Annotated in this window: 7 protein-coding genes and 1 pseudogene; 3 read left to right on the top strand and 5 right to left on the bottom strand. The window is 73.6% G+C overall.

Annotated elements, in window-relative coordinates; translation table 11 throughout:
* Window positions 1-357 precede the first annotated feature (357 nt).
* Window positions 358-1365, top strand: coding sequence for a PucR family transcriptional regulator (locus BS72_RS15455; protein ID WP_051951933.1), 1008 nt, complete (start codon window positions 358-360; stop codon window positions 1363-1365).
* On the opposite strand, the gene BS72_RS15460 is transcribed toward BS72_RS15455, so the two are convergent.
* The 4 genes from BS72_RS15460 to BS72_RS38335 all read right to left on the bottom strand — a co-directional run bounded on the left by BS72_RS15460 (window position 1296) and on the right by BS72_RS38335 (window position 9959).
* Complete coding sequence (locus BS72_RS15460) at window positions 1296-6215, bottom strand: DNA repair ATPase (protein WP_051951137.1); 4920 nt, start codon at window positions 6213-6215, stop codon at window positions 1296-1298. The genes BS72_RS15455 and BS72_RS15460 overlap by 70 nt on opposite strands.
* Window positions 6216-6274: 59 nt before the next feature.
* Window positions 6275-8377: an SPFH domain-containing protein gene (locus BS72_RS15465; protein ID WP_078901388.1), complete on the bottom strand. Its 2103-nt coding sequence runs from the start codon at window positions 8375-8377 to the stop codon at window positions 6275-6277.
* Window positions 8378-8518: 141 nt separating this feature from the next.
* A complete protein-coding gene (locus tag BS72_RS15470; RefSeq protein ID WP_232792417.1) occupies window positions 8519-9235 on the bottom strand; it encodes a hypothetical protein in 717 nt (238 codons plus the stop codon).
* 520 nt (window positions 9236-9755) lie between these two features.
* Window positions 9756-9959 (bottom strand): hypothetical protein, encoded by a 204-nt coding sequence (locus BS72_RS38335; RefSeq protein WP_232792418.1) that lies wholly within the window; start codon window positions 9957-9959, stop codon window positions 9756-9758.
* A gap of 19 nt (window positions 9960-9978) precedes the next feature.
* Between BS72_RS38335 and BS72_RS38340 the strand changes: the two are divergent.
* Together BS72_RS38340 and BS72_RS15480 are read left to right on the top strand one after the other, a co-directional pair.
* A pseudogene (locus tag BS72_RS38340) lies at window positions 9979-10368 on the top strand (DUF4232 domain-containing protein); the annotation flags it as partial.
* A 688-nt stretch (window positions 10369-11056) separates the two neighbouring features.
* Entirely contained in the window at window positions 11057-12289 is a 1233-nt protein-coding gene (locus BS72_RS15480) for a DUF4041 domain-containing protein (RefSeq protein WP_232792419.1), read from the top strand.
* A gap of 158 nt (window positions 12290-12447) precedes the next feature.
* Here BS72_RS15480 and BS72_RS15485 read toward each other — a convergent pair whose 3' ends face one another.
* A complete protein-coding gene (locus tag BS72_RS15485; protein ID WP_037911151.1) occupies window positions 12448-13920 on the bottom strand; it encodes an MFS transporter in 1473 nt (490 codons plus the stop codon).
* Between the last annotated feature and the right edge of the window lie 65 nt (window positions 13921-13985).

Here is a 13985-nt window from a genome sequence, read left to right on the forward strand (position 1 = left end):
GGGCGGTCAGGAAACCATGATCGTGCAGGGCCGGTCGTGCTGTCGAGCCGGTTGTCGGGCTCCGCCCCGACGCCGGTGTGACAACGGGAACCCGCGGGTAGAGGGCCTCTGCCGGACGACGGCTCGGCTTCGCGGGTCGGGGCACGGGGGCGCCGTGGGTGGACTTGACATGGCGGGCCGGGAAGGTCTCATATACCTGTTCTCACCGCGCGCGACGGGCCGGGCAGGCACGGGCGTTCGGGGCGTGGTCGGCCGGCCTGACGCTGCCGGCATGGGTGCTTCGGGGGGAAGCGGGAGTTGACGACCGTCGGTGCTGGGACGGAGACGTCCGAACCGGGCGAGGACGCCGCGTGGCGGCTGGCGCTGGAGGAGGTGGCGCGGAGCGGGCGGCGGTTGCGGCGCGGTGAGTTGGACGCGCTGCGGGACTACGGCGACCGGGCCGCGGAGGACGGGCGGGGCCTCGCCGAGCTGGTCGACGAGCGGCTGGCCGCCACCGGCCGGGTCTGGGCGGGCCAGTTGGTGGACGCGTCGTCGATGGCGGCCCTGCGGGCGGCTGTCGCCGCGCTCGCGGAGGGGCACAGCCGGGCCTACCGGGAGCGGCTGCGGCGCGAGGAGGCGGGGCGGCGGGAGTTCGTGGCGGACCTGTTGAGCAGCCGCAGCGACCTGGGGCGGCTGGCCGAGCACGCGGAGCGGTTCGGGCTCAACCTGGCCTGCTCGCACGTCGTCGCGGTGGCCGACGGCGACGGCTACAGTCTGGACGACCCGCTGGTACGGGCGTTGGAACGGCAGTTGCTGGGCCGCTTCGGCGAGCAGGAGGTGCTGCTGGCGGTCAAGCACGGGCGGCTGGTGTGCATCGTGCCGGCCGGTCCGGGTGAGGACGCGGCGGTGAAGGCCTTCGCGGAGCTGACCCAGGGGCGCCGGGTCGTGGTGGGCCGCTCGCACAGCGGGCCCGGCGGTGTCGTGCACTCCTACGAGGAGGCCCGGTCCGCGCTGGAGCAGGCCGAGCAGCTGGGCCTGAAAGGGCAGTTGCTGCATGCGGCGGACCTGATGGTGCTGCCCGTGCTGCTGCGTGACCGCGAGGCGCTGGAGGAGCTGGTGCGCAGCGTGCTGGGGCCGTTGCAGACCGCCCGGGGCGGGGCCGGGCCGCTGCTGGAGACGCTGACCGCCTACGCGGACTCGCGCTACGTCTCGGCGGAGGCGGCGCGGCGGCTGGGGTTGAGCGTGCGGGCGCTGGCCTACCGTGTCGAGCGCGTCGTCCGGCTCACCGGGCTGGACCCGGACGACGCGCTGCAGCGCTACACCCTGGAGACGGCGGTGTTCGGCGCGAGGCTGCTGGGGTGGCTCGACCATCCGGCGGTGCCGTAGCCCGCGCACAGGGCACGCCAGCGGGCGGCCTGCTCGGGGGTGGCGCGGTCGCGCAGGTGGGCGAGTTTGAGCAGGTTGGCCTCGGCGGTGCTGCCGAGGGTGCGGGCCTCGGCGAGGTAGTGGTCGTCGAGGAGGGCGTCGATCTCGGCGTCGCTCTGCGCCGGGTCGATCCGGGCCGCGAACTGGGCCATGGTCCGGTAGGAGCCCTGGAGCAGGAACGGGGGTTCGGTGCGGTCGGCGTCCTCCTGGGCGGCGGAGGCGATGTAGGCGCGGTTGACGGCGAGGACGGTGCGCTGGACGCGGCGGAGCCGGGTGAGCGTGGCAAGCGCCCGGTCCAGGTCCGGTACGGGGTGGGTGAGCTGGTCGGCCTGGGCCCCCGGGTCGCCGTCGGCGAGGGCGATCAGCAGCCGCAGGTCGGCCGGGTCGGTGCCGGCGAGCGGGGCGAGCACGGGGTTGGCGGCGAGGGTGTTCTCCAGGAAGGAGAGCGCGAAGAGGTCCTGGTGGGCGGTGAGCACCTCGCCGAGGTTCCACACGTCGGCGCGGTTGGCGAGCATGTCCGGGATGGTGAAGCGCTGCCCGTTCGCGGTGTGGGGGTTGCCGGCGAGGCAGACGGCGAAGCGGCGCCCGCGCAGGTCGTAGCTGCGGGCGACGCCGTCGCTGACGGCCTCGACGCGGCGCTGGGTGTCGCAGAGGGGGATGAACTTCTGCAGCAGTTCGGGGGTGACGTGCTGGATGTCGTCCACGTGCAGGAGCACGTTGCTCGCCGCCTCCAGGGCGAAGACGATCTTCTCGACCTCGCGGCGGGCGGCGGCGTCGGGGGCGCGGTCCGGGTCGAGGGAGGTGGTCCCGGTGCCGAGCGCGGGGCCGTCGACCCGGACCATGAGCAGGCCGAGGCGGTCGGCGACGTACTCCAGCAGGGTGGTCTTGCCGTATCCGGGCGGGGAGAGGAGCAGCAGCAGCCCGCTGCGGTCGGTGGTCCCGGAGGCCGTCGCGTCGAGGGTGCCGAGCTGCTTGGCCAGGTTGTCGCCGACGAGCGGCAGGTAGACCTGGTCGATGAGCTGGTTGCGGACGAAGCCGCTCAGCGGGCGGGGGCGGTAGTCGTCCAGTCGCAGCCTGGCCCGTTCGGCGGTCAGGACGTCCGCGCGCCGCTGTTGGAAGGCGCGGAAGGCAGGTGCCCGCTCCTCACGGAACACCCGCGCCTGGTGGGGGAGTTGGTCGATGCGTACGGTGAGCTGCCCGTCGCGGACCCGGGGGTGGTCGCCGAGCAGGCCGGTGACGGTCTCGCTGACGGGAGCGGTGACCTCGTAGCGCGGCAGGGCGGGCGCGCACAGGTGGGCGACGGCCTCCGCGAGGCCCTCGCCGTCGGCGCGGCTGCCGGCGTACGCGCCGAGCCAGGCGGTGGCGAGCTGGTGGCGGGCGGGCAGGTCGGCGGCCAGGGCCTGGAGGTCGGCGGCGAGGGCGGGAGCGGCGTCGGTCTGGTGGAAACCGTCCAGGAGGGTGCGGGCGGCCAGGCCGGAGGCGAAGCCCTCGTGCCGGTCGGCGAGTTCGGCGATCAGGTAGTCGCCTGCGTGCGCCACCCGGGGCAGGCCGGCGGCGGCGGTGAACTCCTCGACCTTGCCCGAGAGCTCGGCGGCGAGATCCGCATGGTGCCTCGTCGTCCCGTCCGGCCCGAAGCGGGAGCGGGCCAGGGCGAGGGAGCGGGCGCGGCGCTGCCAGGCCGCGCGCTGGGGGTCGGTGGCGCCGTGGGCCCAGAACAGCTGAGCGGCGGCGCGCACCTCCCCGGTGTGCTCCAGCAGCCCGGCCCCGGCGCGCAACCGCAGCAGCGCGGCCAGGATGCGGGCGGCGTCGTGGTCGTGGACGCCGCGTTCGTACCCCTCGTCGTAGGCGCGCTCGGCGGCTTGGCGGACCTGGTCGAGCAGAGTGCCGTGGTCGGCCGACGGGTCCTGGAGCAGCGGGGCGGTCCGGTCGGCCGACGGGTCCTGGAGCAGCGGGGCGGTCCGGTCGGCCCGCGTGCCCTGCGCGGCGTCGGCGAGCAGCGCGGCGGCGAGGTACTCGGCGCGGTAGAGCGTCGGTGCCTCGCTCACCAGGGGCTGGGTCCAGAACGCGCGGCCGGCCAGCAGCTCGGGCAGGTCGGCAGGTCGGCGGTAGCCGGTTCCGGTGACCAGGAAGGCGAGCCCGTCGCCCTCGGGCCGCAGGGTCAGTTCGACGGGTTCGCGGCGGACCGCGAAGCGGTGGCGGCCCAGCCGGACGCTGGCGCCGCCGTCGTCGGAAAGGTCGGCGCGGTCGCGCAGGTCGCGCAGCGCGGTGCGGACGGCGCCGAGCGCGGCGTCCGTCAGCTCCTGTGCCCGTACCCGGTCGTCGAGGCCGCGCAGCTCCTCGGCGGCGGCGCGGACCCGCACCGCCATCGGGTCGGCGGCCTGGGCGGCGTGGATGTCGGCCGCGGAGGTCAGTCCGGCGAGCCTGCGGCGCAGCGTCTCCAGAGCCCGCCGGGCGGAGGCCGCGACCCGGTCGGCGCGGGCGGCGGCCTCGTCCAGCAGGATCTGGCGGCGGGTGGCGAAGGCCTGCCGGATCTCCTCGCGGCGCAGCGCCAGGTCCGCGGCGAGCTCCTCGGCCTCGGCGAAGCGCGCCTCCAGCCCGTCGACCCGCAGCAGCAGCCTGGCGAGGTGGTCGTCGCAGGCGGCCGGGGTGTCGGCGGCGGCCAGCGCCGCGGTGGTCGCCTGGACGAGCAGGGCGGACTCCGCCGCGTGGGCGGCGCGGTGCTCGGCGTCGAGCAGGGCGCGGCGGCGGTTGGCCAGGACCGCGCGGGCGCGGTTGACGGCCGCCAGGACCTCGCCGATGGCCAGCAGCACCGCCGTTCCCAGGGCCGGGTCGGCTGCGACGGCGCCGGTGACCAGGTCGGTCACCGTCATCAGGGCGTCCGCCTGCTCGCTGAGCTGATCGGCGAGCCGCGCGGCCTCGGCGGCGGTGGACACGGCCTCGGCGTCCTCGGCGGCGCCCTGCGCGGCGGCCAGCGGCGCGGCGAAGGCGTCGGGGCCCACGAAGAAGGCGAAGGCGCGCTCGGTCGCCGCCGCCAGCTCGGCGTCCAGATCCGCCTCGACCCGCTCCAGCGCGGCCAGGTCGAGCCGGGGCAGCTCACGCAGCGTGCGGACGCGGCCCTGGGCCCGGCGCAGCTCGGCGAGCAGTCGCGTCCACGCCTCGGCGTCGGTGGGCGGCTCGCCGTGCGAGCGGCGGACCAGCGCGGCGGCCTCCTCCCGCGCCTGCTCCAGCGCCTCGGCGGCCCGGGCGGCCAGTCCCCTGATCCGGGCCTGCTCCGCGGCCAGGTGCTCGGCGGCCCGCAGCAGCTCGGTGAGCGGTTCGAGCAGGCCGGTGTCGGCGAGCCAGTAGTGGCGGTCCGCGGCCTTGGCGCAGGCGTCCAGGACCAGCTCCGGGGACGCGGCCGGCCGCTCCTGCCGGGCGGGTTCCTGCCGGGCGGGCTCCTCCGCGTCCGGCTCTCCCGGGTCGGGCTCCCCCGGGGCGGGCGCCCCCGGGCCGTGCTCCTGCTGGACGGCGGTCGCCGTACGGACCACGTCCAGCAGGTCGGCGATCCCGCGTACGAGGTCGGCGTTGCCGATCCGGGCCAGCGGGCCGTCGCCGACCGGCTGGGCGGCGGCGTGGTCCGCGGACTGGAACGGGGTCTGCCACAGCTGGAGTTCGTGGGTGCGGACCGGTTCGCGGTCCGGCTTGAGGAGCGCGAGCGTGCCGTCCGGGAGGAGGGCGTACGCGGCGCCGTGCAGCGCGGCGGCCGCCTCGCGGCGGACGGTGTTCCACGGCAGCAGCAGCACCTGGGCGTCGCCCGGCCGGCGCAGGACGTAGAGCAGGTCCTCGCCGTTGGGCGAGGGGAGCACCGTGTCGAAGCGCAGGGCGCCGGAGCCCTCGCCGGCCTCGGTGCGGAAGGTGCGGTGGGTGCCGTCGGCCAGTTCGTAGCCGCGGGGGAAGAGCAGGCCCTGCTCGGCCGGGAGCAGCCGGGCGCCGTGGCCGAGCGAGTCCTGGCGGCGGACGGCGCCGGTGCGGGTGTTGACGACGAGGTAGCGGTCGGCCTGCTCGTTGTAGGGGCGTACCCGCAGGAGCAGCAGCGGGCCCGCCTCCGCGTAGGCGACCACGGCGTCCGCCAGGCTCTGCAGGGGATCGTCGACGGGCTCCTCGTAGAGCGGCCGGTCACCCGGGACGGCCCGCACGGTGAGGGTGCCGCCGGTGGTCGCGAGGGTGATCGCGCCCTCCCCGCCCTCGACCCTGATCCGGCCGTGGTCGTGGTGCTCGCGGCCGGTGGTCGTCCAGGGCAGCTCGAAGACGGGCGGCTGCGGCAGGTCCCGCTCGCCGTGGTTGCCCAGGTACTCGACGCGGCCCTCCGCCAGCTGCCAGCTCAGGACGCGCTGGTCGCCCTCGTTCCCGCCGGTGCGGAAGACCGCGAGCAGCCGTCCCGCCGCCGTCCGCACCAGGTCGGCGAGCCGGGCGTCCCGGAAGTAGCGCAGCAGCTCGGCCAGGTCGCGGTGGAACCGCTCGTCGTCCAGCAGGCCGGGGACCGCGCCCGAGTCCAGCGGCGAGCCGTCCAGGGCGTGCAGCGAGAGCAGGCCCGCTTCGAGGGTCGGCGCGGTGGTGCCCAGCAGCAGCACGTCGGGCCGGACCGCGACGACGCCGCGGGCGGCGCCCTCCCCGGCGGTACGCGGCCGCGCCGCGCCCGCCAGCTCCAGCCCGCGGGAGCCGAACGCCTCCTGGCGCCGGGTGTTCAGCTCTGCCGCCTGCCGTCCCAGCTCCGCGGCGCGCTCGACGAGCCGCGCCCGCAGGATCTGGTAGGTGCCGTCCGCGACGCCCATGACTACTTCCCGTGCTTCCTTGTCCGGCCTGGTACGTGCTGCTGTCGGTGGGGCCCGCGCTACTTGCCGGCGGCCCCGGTGCTCCCCGTACTCCCCGTACCGCCCACGCCGTTGCTGCCACTGCTGGCGGTGGTGCCGGTGGTGGTGCCGTTGACGAGCCGGGCCGGGTCCAGGGGCAGGGCGCCCTCGGGCGCGCCGCCTTGGAGGAGCTTCAGCAGCAGGGCCAGGTTCCACGGGCCGCCGGCGGCGAGGCCCTTCAGGACCTCCGTGGCGTCGTCGCCGAAGCTCCGCCCGCCGCTGAGCCACTCCGCGCCCAGCGCCTTGACCGTCTCCGAGCTCTGCACGGCGCCGTCGATGGACCTGCCGAAGGACACCGCGCCCACCAGCCGCTCCAGGAAGACGCTGTCGCCGCCGACGATGTCGATGTCCGCGCTCTCCAGGCCGGCGGCCAGCACCGCGGCCTGCGCCTCGGCGACCTTGCTCTGGACCTCCAACGCGGCCAGCCGGACCTCCTTGTCGGCGGCCAGCCGCAGCCGGAACTCCTCGTGGGACCGCGAGACCTCGTCCAGCGCGGCCATCGCCGCCGCCTTCTTCTCCAGGCCGGCCGCCTCGCCGAGCAGCTTCTCGCGGATGCCCGCGGCCTCCGCGTTCGCCTTGCTCTCCGCGACCGCGGCCTCGGCCAGCCCCACCTTCTCGATAGCCGCCGCCTTCTCCTTCATGCCGGTCGCCTCGCCCTCCAGCCGGGCCCGCGTCCCGGCCGCCTCAGCGAGGGCCAGCCGCTCCGCCACCTCGGCCTGCGCCAGACCGGCCGCGCCCGCCAGCGCCCGCTCGCCCTCCGCGCGGCGCACGTTGGCGGCGGCCTCCAGCTCCGCGCTCTTCTGCGCCGCCTCGGCCAGCACCACCTGCTCCTTGGCCCGCAGGTGCGCGGCCTGCTCGGCGGCCTCGGCGGCCTTGATGTCCTTGACCAGCTGCTCCTGCGCCGACGCCTCGGCGGCGATGATCACGCTCTGCCGGGTGCGCTCCGCCTCCTGGACCACGCGGACCCGCTTGATCTCCTCCTCCTGCTCGGCGACCGTGCGGTCCACGGCGATCCGCTCGCGCACCACGTCGGACACGCCGCGGCGCTCGATCTCGACGTCCTTCTCCATCCCCGCCCTGGCGAGCTGGACCTCGCGGTCCCGGTTGACGACCTCCAGCAGCCGGTCCTTCTCGATCCGCTCGGTCTCCACCGCGAGCACCCGCTCCCGGTTCTTCGTCGCGACCGCGATCTCCCGCTGCTGGTTCTCCCGCTGCACACCGAGCAGTTCCTCGGTCCGCAGCAGCGCGCCGTGCGCCTTGAGCCGCTCCTCCTCCTGGACCATCGCGGTGGCCGCCTCCTCCTGCGCCCGCAGCGTCTCGATGCCCTTGCGCTGCCGGATCTGCGCCTCCTCGCCCCGCCGCTCCAGTTCGAGGACGGCCTCGCGGGCGTCCACGTCCTGGCGGGTGATCTCCATCTGCTCGTTGCGCTGGAAGTCGTTGGTGCGGATGTGCTCCAGCGCGGTCAGCTCGGTGATCTTGCGGATGCCCTGGGCGTCGAGGATGTTGGTCGGGTCCAGCTGCGACATCGGCGTCTGTTCCAGGTGGTCGATCGCGGCGTCCTCAAGGTGGTAGCCGTTGAGGTCGGTGCCGATGGCGGCGACGATCCGGTCCCGGAACTCCTCGCGGTGGGTGTAGAGGTCGGCGAAGTCGAGCTGCTTGCCGACGGTCCGCAGCGCCTCGGCGAACTTCGCGTTGAACAGGGTCTGCAACGTCTCCTGGTGGCTCGCCCGCTCGGTGCCGATGGCCTGGGCGACCTTGATGACGTCCTCGACGGTCTTGTTGACCCGGACGAAGAAGGTGATCTGGATGTCGGCGCGGATGTTGTCCTTGCAGATCATGCCCTCCCGGCCGGTCCGGGAGATCTCGATGGTCTTCACCGAGATGTCCATGACCTCCGCGCGGTGCACCATCGGCAGGACCAGCGCGCCGGTGAAGGTCACCGTGGCGCCCTTGGGGCGGGAGATGATCAGGGCCTCGCCCTGCACCACCTTGCGGAACAACCGGCCGAAGAGCAGCAGCGTGCCCAGACCGATGAGCAGAAGGACGGCGACGAGCACACCGACACCGATGGTGACCACAGACATGGCTGTTCCCTTGGACTGACCTGGCCGCGAATGATGTGAACGATCGAAGGAAGAGGCGGGGGCGGGTGGGGTGGGGGCTGGGACGGGGGAGACGCGACTGGGAGGCGCGACGCCGCGTCCGCCGCTCGACGGGGGCGGGTCTCAGCCGATGGCGCCCGGCGGAGCGGGCATGACCCAGAAGAACTCGCCCTCGGCGTCGTAGTCGTAGAGGAGTGCGGACACCCCGGCGCGCAGGACGCCTCCCGGCCCGGCCGCGTCGTCGGGGCTCTGCCGTACCTGCACCAGCGCCGAGGACCCGTCGACGGCGCGGACCTCGGCCTGTCCGAAGTCCGGCCCGACCCGGCCGGTCCGGATCACGCATCCCAGGCCCACGAAGTCCCGTCGGGAGGGCGGCGGCAGCGGCTCGGGCATCAGCCGCCGCAGCGGCCACACGAGCAGGCGGGCCCCCAGCCACCCGCCGGCCAGGGCCACCGGCAGCAGGAACCACCGCGCGCCGTCGCCCAGCCAGGCCCGCCCGGCCAGCGCGGTGAACCAGGCGAAGGCCACCACGAGCGACACCGCCACCGTGATCGGCACCCCGCCCAGGCCCAGCACCCGCGCCAGCCCGGTACGGACGTGCCGCCCCGCGCTGTGGCCGTGACCGGTGTCCCCTCGGCCGGGACCGTGGCCCGTGTGACCGTGACCGCTGTGGCCGTGACCGGTGTGGCCCCCGCCGTGACCGCTGTGGCCGTGACCGGTGTGCCCTCCACCCTGACCGCTGTGGCCGTGACCGCCGCGGGCGCCGTGCAGATGCGCGCCCCCGACGAGCACCAGCACCCAGTAGCCCACCACCACGACCAGCGCGAAGCTGAAGATCACGGTCGGATACCCCGTGACCGCCCCCACAAAGCCGCGCACCGCGCTCGCCTGCCTCTGCATCCCCGTGACGGCCACGCTCCCCGTGAACCGCAGCCGTCAGAGTGACACCCCGTCCGCTCCCGCACAGTGCCTGATCCCGGCAGTTTTCAGGGGCGCTTCACGTCCGGGAACAGCTCACACCGCGTACGCCCCGCACGGGCGCCGCCAAGGGTCGGGCGTCCTGTCCGCCGCCCCTGAGCGCCTACCTGACGGGCCGTCAGCCAAATGACGTGGAGGAGGGTCCGCCGGTGAAGCTGTCGCCGGGACGGGAAGATCGCGTTACCAATCGGTGAAACAGCGCGGGAAAGATAGTGGGTACCAGACGCAACCACGTGCAGAATGACATGAGGTACACCATGCCGATCAGCAACCGACGAACCGTCGTCGCCGCTGCCACCGTCGTTGCCGCCTGCGCTCTCACGCTCACCGCGTGCGGGTCGTCCGACGGGTCCTCGAACGCCGCGGCCACGACCGCCGCCAGTCAGACGACCGCGCCCGCGGCCACGAGCACCATCCCCTCCTCGTCCTCCACCGCTGACACGGCAGGCACCCAGGGAACACCCGCGAACGCCTCGGGCTCCTCGGGCTCTTCAGGCTCCTCGGGAGGCTCCTCCGGGTCCGCGAACTCCTCGGGAGGCTCCTCGGGGTCCACCGCGGGTTCGTCCAGCGGCGGGTCGACGGGCACCCCGCAGTGCGCCACCTCGGACCTGACGATCTCCTTCGAGACGGGCGGGGACGCGGCGCCCGACGTGACGTCGGACGAGCAGCAGACGACGGGCGTCGACCTGCACAACCGCAGCAGCCACGCCTGCAAGGTCGGGGGCTTCCCCGGCGTGGACCTCAACGGCGGCTCCACCAACTGGTCGCTGGTACGCAAGAGCCAGACGTACAGCGCGATCACCCTCAACCCGGGTGACGACACCGACTTCTCGATCTACTTCGCCCCCGAGCAGGGCGGGACGTGGACCCCGCAGACGGTGACCATCACGCCCCCCAACCAGACCACCAGCGTGACACTGAAGTGGCCGTGGGGTCCGGTGACGCTGCAGAACGGTGCGACGCACCCGGCCACCTACGTCGGCCCGATCGGCTGACCCGAGCAGCGCCCGGGAGCAGTACCCGCACGGGACACCACGGTCAGGACCATCCGCCCACGGTTGGTCCTGACCGGCGTACGGCCCCGACCGCAGCCGTCCGCCAGGCGGTCAGGACGTCCCATCACGACAGGGTCACGGCTGTCCGGTTCCTCCCCCCTCCCGCCAACCTCCTCCGGCAGGATGCTGCTTTCTGCATCCACCGGACCACCCGACGTCCCGGAACGGTGGGGACAGTCGAGCGATCGCGTCAAGCGAGGCCAGGCCAGAGGGGCTTGCGATGAACCACCGTTTCAACCCGCCGCCGGGGTGGCCGGCGCCGCACGAGGGCTGGGTTCCGGATGAGAACTGGCGACCGGACCCTTCTTGGCCGCCGCCTCCCCCTGGCTGGCAGTTCTGGGTACCCACACTGCCCCACCCCGGCCTGCCGGGTCCCTCCTGGGCGTCCCCGCCGCCCGGTGCCGCTACGGTCCCCATCGAGTCCGCTCCGCCGCAGAGTTCGGGCACGGTCGCCCAGACACCGCAGAACGAACCGGAGGCCGCGACACCCGGGGGTCTGCCGCCCCAGCGCGGCGGCCTGTTCGGTCGCCGCCATCGCGACGAGACACCCGAAGCGGCCGAGCTGCGTGCGTGGATCGAACGGACGCAGGGCGCGAGTGCGACGCGGGTCGCCGGACTCATCCACCAAGTGCGCTCCGAGGCCGCCGCGTTGCGGAACCAGGCCGAGACGGAAGCCGCCCAGATGGTCAAGGAAGCCCGGGACGTGGCGAAGGAGATCCTGGACGACGGGCGGAGAACGGCGAAGGAGACCCTTCGACTCCAGAAGGACGCCGAGAAGTTCCGCCGGGACATCCGCGAGGCCCAGACGACGCTCGCCGCCGTCCAGGCCAGGATCACCACCGCGGACGAGGCCGCCCTGCTCCAGGAAGTCGGGATCTACGCCTACCGGCACCAACTGCACGACGCCATCGCGTACCGAAGCCGGCTCGAATCCCTCCAGACGGAGATCAAGGATCTGGCACGTACCAACAGGGCGGTGCTTGCCGCCACGGACTGGACCGTCAACGGATCGAAGCGCGAGGGCCAGAAGATGGTCCGCGACTTCTCCAAGCTCATGCTGCGCGCCTACAACGCCGAGGCGGACTACGCCGTGCGAACCATGCGTCCGCACCGCCTCAACTCGCTGATCGACCGCCTGTACAAGAGCCGGGAGACCATCGCGAAGCTCGGCGCGACGATGCACATCCGCATCTCGGACAGCTACCACAACGCCCGGGTACGGGAGTTGGAGCTCACCTCGGACTTCCTGCAGAAGAAAGACGAGGAGAAGGAAGCCCAGCGCGAAGTCCGGGCCCGCGAGAAGGAAGAGGCCGCCGTACAGCGGGAGCTGGATCGCGAGCGGGAGAAGCTACACAAGGAACAGGGCCACTACGAGGCGGTCATCGAACGTCTCAGGGCGCGCGGTGAACACACGGCGGTCAGCGAGATGCAGGCCAAGCTGGTCGAGATCGAGGACGCCCTGCGCAGCGTGGAGAGCAGGGCCGCCAACATTCGGACGGGGTACGTGTACGTCATCTCCAACGTCGGCGCCTTCGGTGACCGGATGGTCAAGATCGGCCTGACCCGCCGCCTCGAACCTCTGGAGCGCGTTCAGCAGCTCAGCGGCGCGGCCGTTCCCTTCCGCTTCGACGTCCACGCGCTGATCTTCAGTAAGGACGCTGTCGGCCTTGAAACCCAGCTCCACCAGGAGTTCGCGGCACGCCGGGTGAACCGGGTCAACGGCCGCAAGGAGTTCTTCCACGTCACCCCCGCCGAAGTGCGGGACGCGCTGCAGCGCTACGCCGGACAGCACCTGGTCGAGTTCACCGAGGAACCCGAGGCCCTGGAGTGGAGGGCGAGTACGTCCGAGCCCAGCGCGTGAGTCGCCGAGCCCGACCGGTTCTTCACGTGTGACGGGGCTTCCGGCTCGTCGGCGTCGCGGCCGGGCTCCGTGAAGGGGCGGACGGGTAAGGGCGACCGTGATCGGACGCCACACCCGCGCCCGCCGGGGGCCCGGCCCGTCAGGACCGCGCGGGAGCGCTACGGGCAGGCGTCTTCCTGCTGCTTGCCGCGGGTGAGGCGGGCGAAGAGGGGTGGGGAGTCCCAACCCGTCCGTTCGCCGCTGAGCCAGCCCTCCACCGACGGCGTCGGCGGGCGCACCCGGCCCAGAACGTAGAGGGCGACGCCGACGACCGCGCCCGCGACGGCGATCGCGAAGCAGATCCACAGCGCCGTCCTCGTACCGTCGTCGAGGCCGTGCCCGACCGTGCCGGCGACGTACAGCAGCACCGGCGCGACCATGAACGCCGCCACCGCCCGGAGCAGCTCGATGATCGCGAACACGCGCTGCACGTTGGTGGAGCGCAGCGAGAAGCCGGCGATGAACAGCGCCGGCACGACGGAGGAGCCGACACCGACGCCGACCAGCCCGGAGCCCACGGCGGTGAGGACGGAGGTGGGCGGGGCCGCGGCGTTCATGACGAGGATGCCGGCGGTGAGGAAGCCCAGGCCGACGAGGACGTAGTAGTGCAGCAGGCGGGTCCGGAAGACGCTGCCGAAGACGACCGCGGTGAGCACCGCGCCGCCGAACTCGGGGAGGTAGAGCAGCCCCAGGTGCAAGGGGGTGTGGTGGTGGGAGAGCGAGGTCAGGGTCAGGGAGATCGCCGACACCGAGGCGGCCGCCGCGCAGATCGCGGCGACGATGCCGGCCACCGGGAGGGTGCTGAGCAGGCTCGACACACACAGCAGCGGCCGCTTGGAGGTGTACTCGTGGACGAAGAGGGCGACGATCAGCAGCAGCCCGCCGAGCAGCGGTCCGCACGTGGCGGGGTCCAGGAAGGAGTGGGTGAGCAGCCGCGAGGCGCCGAGGAAGGCCGCCACGCAGCCGGCGGTGGCGAGCCCGAGCGCGAGGTAGTCGACGGGGGCGCCGGGATCGGCCGCCGGGGTCTCCTGGAAGGTCAGGGCGGAAAGGACGAGCGCCGCGACCGCGATCCCGGCGATGATCCAGAACAGCGGCCGCCAGCCGTCGGCGTTCGCCTGGACCCCGCCGACCACCGGGCCGAGGGCGACCGCGCCGAAGATGCACACGTTCATGATCACGGCGGTCGAGCGCAGCCTGGCGGCCGGATATCCGATGATCAGCGGCGGGACGGCGGCGATGAGCAGCAGGCTGGTGCACAGCCCCTGAAGGACGTGTCCGACGATGAACATCGCCGGGACGGTCGCCGCCGCGGTGAGCACCGAGCCGATCACCAGCAGGGTTCCGTAGACGAGCAGCATCCGCCGCTGCGGCAGCAGCTGGGCGAACTGGACGGCCAGGACGGTGCCCACGGCGTAGCCGGCGTTGGCCATGCCGGTCGTCACGTTCATGGCCTGCGGGCTCATGTGCAGCTCGCGGGCGATGAGCGGCGTGATGGGCCCCAGCGCGGCCGAGAGGGCCAGGTACGGGACCAGGGCGAAAACGACCATCGCCGCCACCGCGGGATAGCGGCCGGCGAGCGGACCCTGTCGCATCGGTCGTTTTCTCCTTGATCGGTAGGAAATCCGACATGCCGTCACCATGGTGAACCGCCGACGGG

It is taken from the genome of Actinacidiphila yeochonensis CN732 (genome assembly GCF_000745345.1).
Taxonomy (GTDB): domain Bacteria; phylum Actinomycetota; class Actinomycetes; order Streptomycetales; family Streptomycetaceae; genus Actinacidiphila; species Actinacidiphila yeochonensis.